The organism is Oscillatoria sp. FACHB-1407, from assembly GCF_014697545.1.
Lineage (GTDB): Bacteria > Cyanobacteriota > Cyanobacteriia > Elainellales > Elainellaceae > FACHB-1407.
Map to the genome: position 1 here is coordinate 1 of NZ_JACJSA010000018.1, position 16,859 is coordinate 16,859.

Annotated in this window: 12 protein-coding genes; 10 read left to right on the forward strand and 2 right to left on the reverse strand. The window is 47.0% G+C overall.

Going from position 1 to position 16,859, the window contains the following annotated elements:
* Positions 1-63 precede the first annotated feature (63 nt).
* Positions 64-297, reverse strand: a complete 234-nt coding sequence (locus tag H6G89_RS24310; RefSeq protein ID WP_190511313.1) for a hypothetical protein — start codon at positions 295-297, stop codon at positions 64-66.
* 265 nt (positions 298-562) lie between these two features.
* Complete coding sequence (locus H6G89_RS24315) at positions 563-5,020, reverse strand: toll/interleukin-1 receptor domain-containing protein (RefSeq protein WP_190511315.1); 4,458 nt, start codon at positions 5,018-5,020, stop codon at positions 563-565.
* Positions 5,021-6,027: 1,007 nt separating this feature from the next.
* On the opposite strand from H6G89_RS24315, the gene H6G89_RS24320 reads away from it, so the two are divergent.
* The 10 genes from H6G89_RS24320 (at position 6,028) to phnM (ending at position 16,639) form a co-directional block, all read left to right on the forward strand.
* Positions 6,028-7,617 carry a B12-binding domain-containing radical SAM protein gene (locus tag H6G89_RS24320; RefSeq protein ID WP_190511317.1) on the forward strand — a complete coding sequence of 530 codons (1,590 nt, stop codon included), beginning with the start codon at positions 6,028-6,030 and terminating at the stop codon, positions 7,615-7,617.
* 972 nt (positions 7,618-8,589) lie between these two features.
* A complete protein-coding gene (locus tag H6G89_RS24325) occupies positions 8,590-8,814 on the forward strand; it encodes a DUF2811 domain-containing protein (RefSeq protein ID WP_190511319.1) in 225 nt (74 codons plus the stop codon).
* Between the two features lie 74 nt (positions 8,815-8,888).
* On the forward strand, positions 8,889-9,491 hold the full coding sequence (gene hemJ, locus H6G89_RS24330) for a protoporphyrinogen oxidase HemJ (RefSeq protein ID WP_190511321.1): 603 nt from the start codon (positions 8,889-8,891) through the stop codon (positions 9,489-9,491).
* Between the two features lie 303 nt (positions 9,492-9,794).
* The gene (gene phnG / locus H6G89_RS24335) at positions 9,795-10,328 is read left to right on the forward strand and encodes a phosphonate C-P lyase system protein PhnG (protein WP_190511323.1); all 534 of its coding nucleotides are present in this window, start codon (positions 9,795-9,797) and stop codon (positions 10,326-10,328) included.
* Complete coding sequence (phnH, locus tag H6G89_RS24340; protein WP_190511326.1) at positions 10,325-10,909, forward strand: phosphonate C-P lyase system protein PhnH; 585 nt, start codon at positions 10,325-10,327, stop codon at positions 10,907-10,909. Before phnG ends, phnH begins: the two co-directional genes overlap by 4 nt.
* 292 nt (positions 10,910-11,201) lie before the next feature.
* A complete protein-coding gene (locus tag H6G89_RS36155; RefSeq protein ID WP_190511327.1) occupies positions 11,202-12,704 on the forward strand; it encodes a carbon-phosphorus lyase complex subunit PhnI in 1,503 nt (500 codons plus the stop codon).
* Positions 12,701-13,597, forward strand: coding sequence for an alpha-D-ribose 1-methylphosphonate 5-phosphate C-P-lyase PhnJ (locus H6G89_RS24350; protein ID WP_190511329.1), 897 nt, complete (start codon positions 12,701-12,703; stop codon positions 13,595-13,597). The genes H6G89_RS36155 and H6G89_RS24350 overlap by 4 nt, the downstream gene beginning before the upstream one ends.
* A 267-nt stretch (positions 13,598-13,864) precedes the next feature.
* A complete protein-coding gene (gene phnK / locus H6G89_RS24355; RefSeq protein WP_190511331.1) occupies positions 13,865-14,635 on the forward strand; it encodes a phosphonate C-P lyase system protein PhnK in 771 nt (256 codons plus the stop codon).
* A gap of 42 nt (positions 14,636-14,677) precedes the next feature.
* Entirely contained in the window at positions 14,678-15,478 is an 801-nt protein-coding gene (gene phnL, locus H6G89_RS24360) for a phosphonate C-P lyase system protein PhnL (RefSeq protein WP_242060104.1), read from the forward strand.
* 24 nt (positions 15,479-15,502) lie between these two features.
* The gene (gene phnM / locus H6G89_RS24365) at positions 15,503-16,639 is read left to right on the forward strand and encodes a phosphonate metabolism protein PhnM (protein ID WP_190511333.1); all 1,137 of its coding nucleotides are present in this window, start codon (positions 15,503-15,505) and stop codon (positions 16,637-16,639) included.
* Positions 16,640-16,859 lie beyond the last annotated feature (220 nt).

The window sequence follows — 16,859 nt, forward strand, 5'->3', positions numbered from 1 at the left end:
ATCGAGGAGTTCAGGTCGAAAAGTCATAGTACGAGTGTCTCGGGTCTAGTAGTTCATTAGATCTCATTTCTGACCTTTGACACAATCTAATTTACAATCCCGATTGGGAATCTCATGCCAAAATCGATGGGCTATTTCCCCCGCAGGTGATAATTGCATCTTGCCGATCGCCACATGACCAAAAAAACAATAGCGATCGCGTGTACAAATCGTGACAAAGTAATACCCATTTGAGGAATAGTCCCAACTCGGACAACGAATTGATTCGTTGCGATATTTGTTTTTGTAGAGGGTCATGGTAGAGGCATTTCAGATCACCTGATATCCTCAGCATTCCCAAAAATGGAGGAATTATTCTCCCGACACAGAGGTGATCAATCCTATCTCCTACCCATTCACCCATATAATCTCTGGCATAGAATAATCCTCAGTGCAGATACGATTAATCGCCTTTTCCTTTTCCCCCAGTACAGACGCGATTAATCGCGTCTCTCCGAATCCCAATCAGGAATCGCTCACGCTAACAGTTCATTGTCACACTACTTACCCAGTAAGATCAGGTTTACTCGTTTGGAGGCAAGTAGCCCTCGCAGAGATATCGCTGATCTGGACGAGTGATCAAATACTGCTGTATCCAATTACAGCCCATTGTCATAAGGCGATCGAAGTCCCAGACCCAGAGTTTGATGGTGCCGTCATCACCAGCAGAGGCGATCGTCTTGCCATCAGGACTGAAACTGAGGCTAGTAACCCATCCTTGATCTCCTTCATGGGTATATAGTAGTTCGCCTTTGTCTACATCCCACACCTTGATGGTGCCAAAACCTCCTGAGGCAATCATTTCGCCATCTGAACTGAAGCTAACATTAGTATCTACAATTCCATCTATTTCGAGGGTGTGCAATAACTTGCCCGTTACTCCATTCCATAATTTGATGGTGCTGTCCTCACTACCCGAGGCGATTGTTTTGCCATTGGAACTGAAGCTGACAGTACGAACCGAACCTTGATGTCCTTCGAGAGTATGTAATAATTCACCTGTGACTACATCCCACACCTTAACAACGCCATCAGAACCGCCTGATACAATCGTTTTGCCATCTGGACTAAAGTTGATGCTATTAGTTACACCTAGATAAATATCGTTAAAGGTGTATAACAGTTCGCCGGTCGTAGCATTCCACAGCTTAATGGTATTGTTATAGTCGGCAGAGGCAATCGTTTTACCATCTGGGCTGAACTTGATACTGCTAATTCCGTTTTCATGTCCTTTGAGAGAATGCAATAAAGTACCTGTCTCTACATTCCATAGGTCAATGGAGTTGTCGAAACTATCTGAAGCAAGTGTCCTGCCATCTGGACTGAAATCCATGGTAGTAACTCGATTTTGATCACTTCCAAGAGAACGTAGTCCAAAAGAGCGTAATAGAGTACCTGTTTCTACATCCCATATATGAATGGTGTTGTCACCATTACTTGAGTCTTTTGTTTCTTGATCTGAACTTAAATCAATGTTGATGACCGCATTTTGATGACTTTCAGGGTTATTTCTATACACACCTGTTTCGTTACCGCTTCCAGAGGCGATCGTTTTACCATCTAGACTAAATACGATGCTACTAACCTGTTCTTGATGACTAAGCGTATGTAAAAGTTTACCCGTTGCAACATCCCATAACTTAATGGTTGTGCCATTGCTATATGAAGCAAGTGTTTTACTATTTGGATTGAAATGGATGCTTGGGGGAAAACTTCCATCTTCTTCAAGGATATTAAACGGCTTGCCCGTTGCCAAATCCCATAACTTGATAGTTCCGTAAATACTACCAGAGGCAAGCGTTTTACCGTCTGAACTGAAAATGATACCAGACACACTTTGATTACTCTGGAATGTATGTAATAACTTGCCTGTTGCTGTTTCCCACACCTTAATAGTATTGTCACTCCCAAGAGAGACGAGTATGTTACCATCTGGACTGAAATGAATACTATTAACAGAACTTTGCTGTATTAGAGTGCCTAGTAGCTTGCCTGTTGCTGCTTCCCACACCTTAATAGTATTGTCACCCCCATCAGCAGCAATCGTTCTACCATTTGGACTAAAACTAATGCTGTTAAGCGTGTCCTGAATACCTTCAAGGGTGCGTAATGGCTCGCCTGTCATGACATCCCATACCTTGATAGTATTATCATTACCAAGAGAGGCTATAGTACTACCATCTGGGCTAAAACTAACTACTTGACTTTGATTTCCTTTAAGAGCAGGTAATGGCTTACCTGTTGCTACCTCCCACATCTCAATAGTAGTGTCGTTATTACAGGTAATAACCCGACCATCCGGGCTGAAATTGACGCTAATAACTACATTCTGATTACTTTCAAAGGTGCGTAATTGTTGACCTGTTGCCACATCCCATAACTTGATGGTTCCGTCACCAATACCAACAGAGGCAATTGTTCTACCATCTGGGCTAAAATTAGTGCCACTAATTCCATATGAATGACCTTTGAAGGTGTGCAGTACGTCACCTGTTGCTACATCTTTCAATTGGATAGTATCTTCAATATGGAGAGCGATTGTTTTGCTATCAGGGCTGAGATTGATGCCCATACTTAAATTTTCTTCTTCCCCAAAAGTCTGTAGCAGTTCGCCTGTTTGTGCATTCCACATTTTGAAAGTACTCAAACCTACAGCGGTAACTATTCTATTGTCCGGGCTGAATTTGATGTCAGTAAGAGAATCCCGACTTCCAGGAATATTATTGAGGGTATTTCTCTCACCAATCCCATTCATTGACTGCTGTAATGCCACTACAATGCGTGGTTGCAAATCACTCCATTCAGAGCTACCTAGCCTAAATCGATCCTGAAGTGCTTGTCCTGACTCAAGGGCGATCAGCAATGCCTGAAACGGTTGCCCTGATAAAAACTGTTCGCTGGAAGCTGCGGTTTGTAATCTGACCTCGGCGACTCTAATTTTGGTTGTTGCTTGAAGTGCTGTGAAGCCAGCTACTCCCGCGACCAATAAGCCAATTCCTCCGGTAATAGCCCCCACCGTAACCAATCGTTTCCCTTTTGCCGCAGCAGTTCTCAGAATTTGGTTAGCTTGCTGATTGGCATCCTCAACGGTTCGGCTACTGACGATGTAGGTCTGCTGTAGCTCAGTGGGTTTGGGTTCTTTGCCTGCGCTTTGGGTCAGCCATTGTTCTGCATCGGCTAACTCATCCCCTCGCAACAGCAAGCTTTCCTTGCGCCCCTTGGTGTCCCACTCGATCGCCCTCATCAGTAAGCGTGTATGAGCATGAAGATGCTCTGTATCGGTATCGAGAAGGCGGAGCAGGTCAGTGAAATTAGCCGAAAAGTCGCTTTCTCGCTGGTTAAAGTCAAGCCATTGCACCTTTGCCAGTTCAGGATGCAGAACCGATGGGTCGATCGCTTGATGCAGGATCGTGACCACTCGTTTGTTGAGTTTTGTGGCATACTCCACCTCATCGGCACAGTAGGGCGAGGTCACAGAACGGGGCGACAACACAAACAAAAACGTATCTGAACTTTCAATGCCTTTGTAAATCTCTTGCTGAAAGTCTGCCGTCCCTGCGGCAATGCTCTCCTGGTCAAACCAGGTGCGTTTACCATGCACTTGCAACGCATCGTTGAGTCTACGGGCAAAGCCAGAGTCAGCCCGTGAGTAGGAAATAAACACATCTAGCGAGAGTCCGGGCGGTTGACGCAAGCTCTCGGTAATGAAGGTTTCCTGCAACGGCAGTGGCGGATAGGCTGGGTTCTGCTTGGCGACTTTGAGCCACGCTTCGGCTTGACGCAGGTTATAGCCCCGCAGCAACAGGGTGGGGTTCTGTTGCTGGCGTTCCCACTTCAAGGCTTTGGTCAACAACAACTTGTAGGTTTCGTGATAAGCAGCATCTTGCCGCAAAATCCGCAAAAGCTGACTCTCATCCTGTTGGTAGTCAATTTCTTGGATGTTGTCGCTCAGATCGATGTATTGCAACTCTCGCATCTGAGCAGGTATCTCATGGGGTGCGATCGCCTCAACTCGCACCGGAATAATGCGTTTGTGCAACGACAGGGCATAGTCCAGTTCATGCTGACAGTAGGGCGACTTCACGGCAGCGTTGGAGAGCAAATACACCACATTGTCGGCTTCCTCAATGCCCCGGTTAATCACCTGTTGAAAGTCTGCTCCAGCATGAATGTCAGTGATATTTGTCCAGACGGTAAAGCCTTCTCGCCGCAAGCTATTGCGAATCTGCTCCGCGATCGCCCGCTCCTCTTCCGCATAGGCAAGAAACACATCGGTTAGCAAGTTATCAGCATTCTTACGACTCTCAGTAATGAACTCGCAATGCAGGTCAGTGGGCAGGCAAGGCGGTTGTGAATCCTTAAAGCGCACTTTCAGCCACTCTTCTGCCTGGAGTCGTTCTTCGCCAATTAGCAGGTAGGGCGATCGCTTCTGATTCCGTTCCCATCCCAGTGCTTTTGCTAAAAGTAGCGTGTGTTGATGCACATAATCTTTGTGGCGATCACAAAGATTCAGCAATCTGGCAAGTGCAGCTTCAAAATCGTCCTGCTCCTCGCGCATATAGATCCAGTTAATCTTGCGGAGGACGGGATGCATATTCTGGTAGTGATCATGCAATCCTTTGGCTTGATAATCCGCCCATTCCTCTGCTGTGCTGTTGGGGTGTCGCTGCTGCCAGATCTCCTGCGTTATCTGCTCTACATGCAGAATCGGAATGATGCGCTTATTCCATTTGAGTGCAAGCTCGATTTCTAAATGACAATAGGGAGAGTTAACTGAATAGGGAGAAATGATGAACAGGAAGTTATCAGTTCGCTCAATGCCATCTTCAATTTGTTTTTGAAAATCGACAGCGACAGGAATATCTTCAAAATCAAACCAGGCGGTTAAACCATACTCGGTTAGACGTCGATGCAATCGAGCAGCAAAGGCTTTACTGTCAGTTCGTCCATATGAGATAAACACGTCGTAAAACCGTTGCATATTGTTACCCTACTCAGTGAAGAAATGCTTTGACCGTAGGATAGCTCTCTTCTGTAGCTGAGGCAGAGTTTTTAAGGATCTTCACATTAAAACGAACTCAACTCCAGGGCTAGTTTTTCGGAGTCTTTGAAGATTCCAAAGATCTGAATTTGCGATCGGGAGTATGTTAGCTTTTCACCCTCACCCTAAATTCCTCTTCCAAAGCAGGCTACTGTGTACACAGATCTCTGCTTCCTTCCAGATTCGGTGCAGGGTTGTTTCGAGCGTTTGAAAACCAGGCATTGGGGGAGTCTCCCCCAAACCCCCTAGCAGAAGGTGTTTCGGTTTACCCAAAGGCGCGCTTCGCATCGGTTCCAAGTACGGGTGTTTCTGATTGGGTCAAGACCCTTTTCGATCCCCCTTCTCCCAGAATGAGAGAAGGACTAGGAGATGAGGGCAATTTAAGCATTAGCAAAAGGGACATACTTCCTGTGCGATCGCCTATCAGTCAACTTCATAACAAGAACTAATTTGCATCACTTGTTTCACTAAATCACGCCATAGCAAGAACAAATAAACAGCGATCGCACATACAAATTTCATCTTTTAAGACTGTTTCTCTCAACTTTGTTATACTTTAATGATTGTGTTAAAAACATTCTTTATATTTCAAAATTTAGTCAATCAGATTAACTCTAGAACACGGCTACAAACAAGCAATTAAGTTATTGCTATATCCAATTAGTCGTTATCTTAAACTAAACAACTTAACAGAGCGATCGCAGCCTCATTCTTAAGGGAGATATAGCATATCAACATTGTGACCTATACTCCGTACGAGTAAGAGAAATCTTTTATACACAACTAGAGGGTAGCTAGTTTGTGCTAGCGTTATCGCTCGTGGTTTAGGTGGGTTCAAAATGCCTGTCTAGTTGTCATTAATACAAAAGGAAATCTCTTAGCTGTTGATGAGTTGGTTATTTGATGCCTGTCTGCGTCCCGGATTCAACTTAGCCTTAGGGAGATTTATGAAAGCACTATTGCTCTACCCCAAGTTTCCCCAATCCTTCTGGTCATACGATCGCTTCATGGAGATTGCCGGACTCAAAGCAACAATTCCACCATTAGGAATCATTACTGTTGCGGCACTTCTACCACAGGATTGGGAGATTCGCTTTCGCGATCGCAATGTCGGTTGTGAAACGGAAGCCGATTGGGAGTGGTGCGACCTGGTGATACTCTCAGCCATGTATGTACAAAAGCCTGACTTTCTAGCGTTGATTCAAAAAGCAGTCCGTTTGGGTAAAACCGTTGCCGTGGGTGGACCCTATCCAACCTCGATTCCTCAAGATGCGCTCAATGCTGGAGCCAATTTCTTGATCTTGGATGAGGGAGAGATGACCATTCCTCAGTTTCTTGAGGCTCTGAGCCAGGGTGAAACGCAGGGTGTGTTTCGCTCTCTAGAAAAACCAGACGTGACCCAAAGCCCCATGCCCCGCTTTGACTTGCTCAAGCGGGATGCCTATTTCATGATGGCGATGCAGTTCTCACGGGGTTGTCCGTTTAACTGTGAATTTTGCGACATCATTTCGCTCTATGGGCGTAAGCCACGCACCAAAGAGCCGAGCCAAGCCCTGGCAGAATTGCAATATCTCTACGATTTAGGCTGGCGTGGTTCACTGTTTATCGTAGATGACAATTTCATCGGTAATCAGCGGAACGTCAAACGCTTTTTGCGAGAATTGATTCCCTGGATGAAGCAACGAAACTATCCGTTTACGTTTTTTACAGAAGCCTCAGTTAATTTGGCAGAAGATGAGGAACTGTTGCAACTCATGGGTGAAGCAGGGTTTTCTTCGGTTTTCCTGGGCATTGAAACCCCTGATCAAGATAGTTTGCAAGTCACTCGTAAATTGCAAAATACTCGCAATCCTCTGGTAGAAGCGTGTCACAAGATTAACGATGCAGGGTTGTTAATCCATGCGGGATTCATCATTGGGTTTGATGGAGAACGGTCAGGGGCAGGCGATCGCATCCAAACGTTTGTAGAACAAACCAACATTCCGCAACCCATGCTGGGGATTCTTCAGGCTCCACCCAACACCGCTCTGTGGGAGCGACTGAAACAAGAAGAACGCTTGATGGATGAATATAACCATCCAACGGGTGATCAAAACACGCTGATGAATTTCATCCCCACTCGCCCAATTGAAGAGATTGCCAGAGAATATGTGCAGGGAATGTGGACTTTGTATGAACCGCAACGCTATCTCAAACGTTGCTTACAGCAATGTCTGAATATTCGTAGTGTGAGAAGCGATCGGCAGACAATGCAGTTTCCGCTCGATAAGGGGTTACGATTGGTTGCTCAACTTATCTGGCATCAAGGCATTCGCCGCCCTGAAATTAGAGGGCAATTTTGGCGTCAACTCTGGATTATCTTGTCTCAAAAACCTCAGCTACTCAATATATATCTGGGGTTGTGTGCCGCTGGAGAGCATTTTTGGGAATATCGCGTTTTAGCCAGAGAACGGATCACACAGCAACTTGGCTATGATCCGCTTGAAACACCCGTAGAGTTGGCTCCTGAACGAGAATCAGTGCTCTCTCGCTCGTAATCTAGCGTGAATTCGGAATAAGGTTTTGGCGGTCAAAAGGCAGCTATCGGAGCAAAACTGACCTGCGTTGGTTCATCAAAATCCGCATCTTGTAGAGTCCGCATCGGTGGGCTTGGCTCTCATAGCCGTGAACTCATTTGCCCGGTTCTTAAACCGAATATAGCAACTGTCAAGACAGTTAATACAAGGGATGTGAGAGCTACCCCTGGCTTGGGGGCGCAGCCCCGCACCCCCTCTGCCTTAAATGAAGTGGCGATAGCTATATTACTTTGTCTTATCAATCTATTCAGGATCTCATGAATCCCTACAATCCTTGTATCAAAAGGGATTGACAGATTTTTGCAAATATGGGGATCAAATTGCAGGACGAGCAAGATTCATCAATCTCTGACTTTTTTCTATGTTTGCAATTCTTATCTTTTGAGAGGATTTTCCCCACAGATTCCACACAGTTTCCACAAAATCGTTTGAGTTTTCCACAGCCATACCCAGGTTATCCACAGGGGTAAACGAAGCAATCAGGGGTTAAGAGATTAACTGGGGATTATGAGAAAAGGGGGGGAATTCTGAGAAAACCATTTTTTAGGTTAAGCAATGTAACAAACATGAGGTGCAAACCCTGATTCTCTCGTAAATCTGTTTTTTGTCTAAAGCGACACATCCCATTTAGCAGCATTGACAACCCTACCCCCTCTTAACGCACAATGATGCGACCAACCTATGAAAGCGATCTGATTCGAGGCGTTCCGCTTGCCTCAGTGACTCATCCAAGGTGAGTCTGAGGATTTAAGTTAGTGCTATCTCAGTCAGAGGGTCGCTCAGCTTTGCTGTCAATCAGCATCCAACTTAAATGACACTCAATTCTTCTCAGGCGATCGCGAGATCCACCGGATTTCCCAATCAAGCGTGAGAAGCAGAGTGGTGTCGGCTTTTTTCAGTCTATTCGATTTCTTATTTGGTATCAGAGGTTCTATGCACGCAACTGTTAGCATCCTGGCGGAAATTCCTGAAGAACTGCACGAATCGTTACAAGGTTATTTGACCAGCCATCCCGACTGGGATCAAGACCGCGTCTTTTGTGCAGCATTGTCACTTTTCTTGTTGCAAAATGGCAGCAGCGATACGCCAGATGCATCTCGCAGCTACCGCCGCGCCGCACGGGTCTATTTGGATACGTTATTCAAACACGCTGTTTGATCCAAAACTTAATACTCAAACCGTAGAATGACTGCTTTGGTAAGATTGGGTTTGGACTGTAGAGGGTTAAAGCGATGAGCTATTTGTGGTTCAAAGCATTTCACATTATTGGGGTCGTTGTCTGGTTTGCAGGCTTGTTCTATTTGGTGCGTCTATTTGTGTATCACGTTGAGGCAAATGAACAGCCAGAGCCTGCTCGGACGATATTGCAACAGCAATATCAACTGATGGAGAAGCGACTCTATAACCTGATCACCACTCCTGGAATGGTGTTAACGGTGGTGATGGCGATCGCCCTCATCGTTGTGTCTCCTGACTTACTCAAACAGTGGTGGCTTCATGCCAAGCTTGCATTTGTGCTGGCGACTGTGGGATATCACCATTACTGCGGTCGTTTGATGAAGCAAATGGCAGCAGGCAAGTTTACCTGGAATGGTCAACAACTGCGTGGACTCAATGAGGTTCCAACGGTTTTCCTCGTCATTATTGTTTTGTTAGCGGTCTTTAAGAATAGTTTGCCAACCGACATTACAGCTTGGGGCATATTGGCACTGATTGTGGCAATGGCAGCGATTATTCAGCTTTATGCTCGGAAACGTCGCCTGGACAAAGAGCGTGAAGCTGCTGCGTTGACATCGAACGTCAATGAGCCAGAGATCAGTGGGTCTGCATCATAGCTCGTGTATTCGTGATTTCCTTGGTTTGAATGTAGATAATGCCTGATGGCTAAGAGTACGGTGCGATACCGTACTCTTTTGTTTTAATTCAGATAGGATTGGCGCACTTGAAGCCTGCAACTTTCATCTTCCCTTGCCTACCTTGAACGGGGGAAAATTCCAGAAGTTCCCTTTTTCTGGGGTTTGGGAGATCTAACCGCATCAGTCCTGCCGAATGTGTTCTAGCACACTTGACATCACTCAAGATTTTCAACCTATAATTTGTCTAGACATCTAGACATCTTAAGGATTGGTTAACAGCCTATGCAAGACCAACCTCTCTTCTACCCCCATCAACACCCAACTCAGCCAAGTCAGATCAGGCAACGTCAAAGCTGGATGTCTACACTGGCGAAAGCTTCCCTCGACCATTTAGAACGTCAGGTCAAGCAGTTAGGGGAGTTGCCAACCTATGAACTGCTAAGGGTTCCAGAGATTGGGTTAGCGATGGTGCAGGGACGCGCCGGAGGAACGGGGCAACCCTTTTATCTGGGGGAGATGACCCTGACTCGCTGTGTAGTGCGCTTGCAACTTCAGGCGGATGAAGAGGCGATTACCCCAGAGGGAGAACTGCTTTGCATCGCTGGATTTGGCTATGTGGCGGGGCGATCGCACCGCCATGCAGAACTGGCAGCCGTCTGTGACGCATTGCTACAACACCCCATCTGGCACGATGCTGTGCGATCGACCGTGATTGAGCCACTGCAACAGGAGGCACAACGCCGTCACGAGCACCAACAACGCCAGGTTGAAGCCACACGAGTTAACTTTTTTACCATGCTGCGGGGGGAATCATGATCACCACACTGCCCGGTTTCAAAGATACCGTTCATGATGCCCAACATACCTTTAGAACGGTGTTGGATGCCTTAGCCCGCCCCGGACGAGTCGATACACTGACTGCCGTACTGTCACCGCCTCAGGGATTAATGCCCGCCTGTGCCGCAACCTGCTTGACCCTTCTGGATTTGGAAACGCGAGTGTGGCTCCAACCTGGATGGGATGCAGCAGTTGCCAATTGGCTGGTGTTTCACACGGGATGCCGTCTGGTTTCTCATCCACAACAGGCAACCTTCGCGTTGATCTGGAATCCCGACTCCATGCCCGATCTGGTCGCCTTTCATCAAGGCACAGCGGAATATCCAGAACTCTCCACAACACTCTTTCTGCAACTGGAACACCTGCATGGGGGTGTCACCGTTGACCTGACTGGACCTGGCATTCTCGAATCCCGATCCATTTCACCTCTCCTTCCTTCTGGCTTTTGGGAGCAATGGCGCACCAACCATGCTGCCTATCCGTTAGGGGTGGATGTGTTGCTGTTTAGCCAAGACTCTGTGATGGGTTTACCCAGAACGGTGAAGGTTAGTAGTCAGTAGTCGGTGGTCAATGGTTAATAGTCAATGGCCAATCGTCAATGGTCAATGGTTAATAGTCAGTAGTCAACGGTCAATCGTTAATAGTCAGTGGTCAATGGTTAATAGTCAATAGTCAGTAGTCAGTAGTCAGTAGTCAGTAGTCAGTAGTCAGTAGTCAGTAGTCAGTAGTCAGTAGTCAAGGTCAATTGTGAATGGTTTGGGGGCTTTAAGTTCCAATTTTTTATCCTTTATCCTTCATCATTTATCCTTTTTTCCCTCTTCTTTTTTCTTTTTTCCCTCTTCTTTTTTCCCTATGGCATACGTTGCAGTTAAAGGTGGCGAACAGGCAATTCAAAACGCAGAAGCACTGCTTAAGGCGATGCGTCGGGGTGATCCGGAGGTGCCGGAGTTATCGCTGGAGCAAATTAAGCAACAGATGGCACTGGCGATCGCCCGTGTCATGTCTGAGGGCAGTTTGTATGACCCTGATTTGGCAGCGTTGGCGATTAAACAATCCTGGGGTGACCTGGTGGAAGCGATCTTTTTGCTGAGAGCCTATCGCACCACGTTGCCACGACTCTATTACAGTCAACCGATCGACACGAGCCAGATGCGCTTACACCGTCGCATCTCCTCCATTTTTAAGGATGTCCCTGGAGGGCAGCGATTAGGCGCAACCTACGACTACATCCATCGGTTACTCGACTTTAAATTGGCAGCCGAAAACAATACCTTTGTCGCGCCAGAGACGGAGGTTAACCCGGAGAGTGTGCCGCGTGTAATTGATACGCTGGGGCGAGAGGGGTTGATTCAGGAAGAGAAGGTTAATGGTCAGGGGGCAGGGGTCAATGGTCAGCGGTCAATGGTTAATGGTCAATGGTCAATGGTCAATGGTCAATCGTTAGGGGTTGATGAGCAAGGATTAGCGGCTGATGCTCAAAATATGGCGAGTGAATCTCAAAACACCGTAGCTCAATCTTCAACTATTGACGATGAACCATTGACTATCAACGATGAACCATTGACCATCAACGATGAACCATTGACTATCAACGATGAACCATTGACTATCAACGATGAACCATTGACCATCAACGATCAACCTTTTGACCTGACTCGTCAACCACTCCAGATTCCTGCTGGTCGAGATGCCCGGTTACAGAACCTGACCCGTGCCGACGAAGGCTTTTTGTTGAGCATGGCGTATTCTACGCAGCGGGGCTATGGCAAGAACCATCCCTTTGCCGGAGAGATTCGGGTGGGCGAGGTCGAAGTCGTGATCTGCCCAGAAGAACTGGGCTTTGAGGTGGCGATCGCTGACATCACTGTGACCGAAGTGCAGATGGTGAACCAATTCAAAGGCAGCAAAGAGTTGCCTCCCCAATTCACTCGTGGTTATGGCTTAACCTTTGGCTACAACGAGCGTAAGGCAATGGCGATGGCACTGGTCGATCGCTCACTGCGTGCTAAGGAGTTTGGTGAAGAGATTGTGGGACCCGCTCAAGATGAGGAGTTTGTCCTCTACCACTCCGATAATGTGGAGGCACAGGGCTTTGTCCAGCATTTGAAATTGCCGCACTATATCGACTTTCAAGCGGAATTGAATCTGGTACGCAAAATGCGACAGGAGTATGAGGAGAGTCAGAAGTCAGTGGTCAGTCGTCAATCGTCAATGGTTGATAGTCAGCCGTCAATGGTCAATCGTCAATCGTCCATGGTCAATCGTCAATCGTCCATGGTTGATGGTCAATCGTCAATGGTTAATGGTCAATCGTCGGTGGTGGCAGGGCAAGCATCAGAGGAGGTAACACGATGACCGACAAGCCTTCCATCCCTAACACCCCACACCCCACACCCCACACCCTACCTCTCCCTCCTGAACCGGGCTTTAACTTCGCCTATCTCGACGAGCAAACCAAGCGATCGATTCGGCGGGCGTTGCTCAAAGCCGTTGCTATTCCCGGACATCAGATTCCCTTTAGTTCCCGTGAGATGCCAATGTCCTATGGGTGGGGAACCGGGGGTATTCAGGTGACTGCCTCGGTCATTGGGCAGGATGACGTGTTGAAGGTGATTGACCAGGGAGCAGACGACACGACGAATGCGGTGAACATTCGGCGATTCTTCAAGAAAGTGTGTGGGGTTGAGACAACTGAGCATACGGAGCAGGCGACCCTGATTCAGACGCGCCACCGCATTCCTGAAACTCCCCTAAAAGAGGGACAAATCATGGTGTATCAGGTGCCACTTCCGGAGCCACTGCGCTGGATTGAGCCGTCGGAGGTGGAAACTCGTAAGATGCACGCTCTGGAGGAGTACGGTTCGATGTATGTGCGGCTGTACGAAGACATTACTCAGTTTGGGCACATTGCCACGGCCTACGACTATCCTGTGATGGTGCACGATCGCTACATGATGCGTCCCAGTCCTATTCCTCGCTTCGACAATCCCAAGCTGCACATGAGCCCTGCGCTGCAACTGTTTGGAGCCGGACGGGAAAAGCGAATCTATGCCGTTCCTCCTTACACGAAGGTGAAGAGTTTGGACTTTGAGGATCATCCCTTCACTGTTGAGAAATGGGATAAAGCCTGCGAATTTTGTGGTTCCACCGAGAGCTATTTAGATGAAGTGGTGCTCAACAATCGGGGCGATCGCATGTGGATTTGTTCAGATACGGATTATTGTAGTCAACGGCAAGAGAAGGGGTAGTAGTTAATGGTTAATGGTCAATGGTTAATAGTCAATGGTCAATGGTTAATGGTCAATGGTCAATGGTTAATGGTCAATGGTTAATGGTTAATGGTTAATGGTTAGTAGTCAGTAGTTAATGGTCAATGGTTAATAGTCAATGGTCAATGGTCAATGGTTGATAGTGCTGAGTGTTGAGCTTAAGGGCTTAATTCAAAACTCAAGCTTCGAGAGGCTCAGCTAACTCATAACTTATAACTCTACTCATCTACCCTCCTATTTCTTCTCATGCATCCCTTACTCGTTGTTAAGAATCTCAGCAAAACCTACGGTGCCATTCGTGCCTGCGATCGCATCTCTTTTGATCTCTATCCAGGGCAGGTGCTTGGCATTATTGGGGAGTCGGGATCGGGTAAATCAACGCTGTTACACGCGATCGCAGGTAACTTGCCGATTGACGATGGTGAGTTACTCTATCGTGGTACGACGGGGGCAATGCTGGATTTACGCACCATTCCTGAACCACAGCGGCGATCGCTGTTGCGAACGGAGTGGGGCTTTGTCCATCAGAATCCCAGAGATGGTTTGCGGATGAATGTCACAGCGGGAGCCAATATTGCCGAACGCCTGATGAATGTGGGGGGACGGCACTACGGCAACCTCCGCAGTGTAGCGGCGCAATGGCTCCATCAGGTCGAGATTACGGGCGATCGCATGGATATGTTGCCCACCACATTTTCGGGTGGAATGCAGCAACGGTTGCAACTGGCGCGAGTGCTGGTGACACAGCCTCGTCTGATTCTGATGGATGAGCCGACAGGAGGGTTAGATGTCTCCGTACAAGCCCGTTTGTTAGACTTGATGCGATCGCTTGTCCGAAATCTGCATCTTAGCGTTGTTCTGGTGACTCACGACATTGGGGTTGTTCGATTGTTAGCCCATCGATTGTTAGTGATGCAACAGGGGCAGGTGGTCGAAGCGGGATTAACGGATCAGGTGTTGGATGATCCACAGCATCCCTACACCCAGCAATTGGTGAATGCGACGTTGATACCGTGAATGGTTAATGGTCAATGGTTAATGGTTAATGGTTAATGGTTAATGGTTGATGATCTATTTGCGATCGCGAGGAGTAGACACACAATGGTAACTAATAATCTAACAGCAACAATTGCTCTTTCTCTAACATACACTGACAATCCTCGATCGCCGCTTGGTCTTCCTACTAACACAGTGTTGTATGCGGAGTCTCTCTATAAAAGTTTTGTGTTACACGCGCAGGGAGGAATTCAGTTGGATGTGTTGCATGGTACATCCTTGAGCTTGACAGCGGGTGAATGTGTGGCGTTAGTGGGGGCGTCTGGTTCTGGCAAATCGACCTTTATGCGATCGCTCTATGGTAATTACCGCATCGATCGCGGCTCGATTTGGGTGAAGCATGAACAACGTTGGGTTGATTTGCCACAATTGCAACCGCATGAGTTAATTGATGTGCGGCAAAAAACAATTGGTTACGTTAGTCAATTCTTGCGAGTGATTCCTCGTGTATCAGCGTTAGATGTTGCAGCAGAGCCTCTGATCGAGTTGGGATTTGTTCCTGAAGTTGCATATGACCGAGTTCGGGAGTTGTTTACCCGATTGAACCTGGCAGAGCGATTGTGGAATCTTTCCCCGACTACATTTTCAGGCGGTGAAAAGCAACGGGTGAATATTGCTCGTGCATTTTCCGTGAACTATCCAATCCTGTTATTAGATGAACCCACATCTGCTTTAGATGCAATCAATCGGGATGTGGTTGTGCAGTTGATTGAAGAACGAAAGTCTCAAGGTTGTGCCATGATTGGCATTTTTCACGATGATGAAGTGCGTGAGCGAGTATGTACTAGAGCGTTAAATTTCTAATTACCCTTTATTGGTCTATTGCCCATGAACGAACACGTCTACACAAACTACCGTCTGCAATTACCCGATCAAGAGGTTTTAGGTACACTCGTTGTGCGAGATGGAGCGATCGCCGACATCCAACCAGGACTCGTGGCTCAAGGGCAAAATGGGGATGGCGACTATCTGTTGCCTGGATTGATTGAACTGCATACGGATAACTTAGAGCAATGCATTTCCCCGCGCCCTAAGGTACGTTTTCCGCTAGAAGCCGCTGTGGTGTATCACGATCGCGAATTGATCAGCGCGGGAGTAACGACTGTTTGTGATGCGATCGCCGTTGGAGATATCACCCCCACCTCCATTCGACTCACCCAATTTGCCCCCATGATCAATGCCATCACAGACGCGCAGACACACGGACGCTTAACGGCAGATCATCGACTGCATCTGCGTTGTGAGTTGGCGTATGAGCATGTTTGTGATATCACTGCACAGTTTGTTGAGCATCCATTACTGGCATTGGTGTCTTTAATGGATCACACTCCAGGACAACGGCAATTTGCTAATGTGCAGAAGTACCGTGAATATTACATGGGTAAACACCACATTTCCGAAACTGAAATTGATGCGTTTATTCAGGATCGGATTGAAGCGCAACAACGATATGTATCCCAAAATCGACAGCAATTAGTTGAGTTAATGCGATCGCAAAACATTCCCCTGGCGAGTCATGATGACGCAACTGTGGAGCATGTCCAGGAAGCGATCGCCGATGGAGCCGTCATCGCTGAATTTCCCACCACGATTGATGCAGCAAAAGCGTCTCATCAGCATGGATTGCAAATATTAATGGGTGCTCCCAACCTAGTATTAGGGGGTTCTCATTCCGGTAATGTTTCTGCAATGGAACTTGCAGAACTCGATCTGGTGGATATTTTTTCGTCTGATTACGTCCCTCAAAGTTTACTGCAAGCGATGTTTCTGATCACACGTCAGACTCAAAAACCCCTCTACAAAGCGGCTAAATTATTTACATTGAATTCTGCAAAAGCAATTGGATTAGATGGCGATCGCGGCAGTTTAGCAGTTGGCAAACGAGCAGATTTCATCACGGTTCATGACGATGGCATCGTACCTCGGTTGACCTCAGTTGTAAGAACAGGGCGACGGGTAGCGTAATTGATAATGGTCAATCGTTAATTGTTAATCGTCAATGGTCAATTGATAACAGTCAATCGTCAATCGTCAATCGATAATAGTCAATGGTCAATTGATAACAGTCAATAGTCAATTGATAACAGTCAATAGTCAATCGTCAATCGTTAATTGTCCAAACCAATATTCTAAAACACCAATCATTGACTACCGATCATTGACACCATATGCGGTTTTTCTGAAA

Excerpts from the sequence above, each read along its gene's own strand:
- H6G89_RS24310 (WP_190511313.1), bottom strand. The coding sequence starts at position 297 with ATGACCCTCTACAAAAACAAATATCGCAACGAATCAATTCGTTGTCCG.
- H6G89_RS24315 (WP_190511315.1), bottom strand. The coding sequence starts at position 5,020 with ATGCAACGGTTTTACGACGTGTTTATCTCATATGGACGAACTGACAGT.
- H6G89_RS24320 (WP_190511317.1), top strand. The coding sequence starts at position 6,028 with ATGAAAGCACTATTGCTCTACCCCAAGTTTCCCCAATCCTTCTGGTCA.
- H6G89_RS24325 (WP_190511319.1), top strand. The coding sequence starts at position 8,590 with ATGCACGCAACTGTTAGCATCCTGGCGGAAATTCCTGAAGAACTGCAC.
- hemJ (WP_190511321.1), top strand. The coding sequence starts at position 8,889 with ATGAGCTATTTGTGGTTCAAAGCATTTCACATTATTGGGGTCGTTGTC.
- phnG (WP_190511323.1), top strand. The coding sequence starts at position 9,795 with ATGCAAGACCAACCTCTCTTCTACCCCCATCAACACCCAACTCAGCCA.
- phnH (WP_190511326.1), top strand. The coding sequence starts at position 10,325 with ATGATCACCACACTGCCCGGTTTCAAAGATACCGTTCATGATGCCCAA.
- H6G89_RS36155 (WP_190511327.1), top strand. The coding sequence starts at position 11,202 with ATGGCATACGTTGCAGTTAAAGGTGGCGAACAGGCAATTCAAAACGCA.
- H6G89_RS24350 (WP_190511329.1), top strand. The coding sequence starts at position 12,701 with ATGACCGACAAGCCTTCCATCCCTAACACCCCACACCCCACACCCCAC.
- phnK (WP_190511331.1), top strand. The coding sequence starts at position 13,865 with ATGCATCCCTTACTCGTTGTTAAGAATCTCAGCAAAACCTACGGTGCC.
- phnL (WP_242060104.1), top strand. The coding sequence starts at position 14,678 with ATGGTTGATGATCTATTTGCGATCGCGAGGAGTAGACACACAATGGTA.
- phnM (WP_190511333.1), top strand. The coding sequence starts at position 15,503 with ATGAACGAACACGTCTACACAAACTACCGTCTGCAATTACCCGATCAA.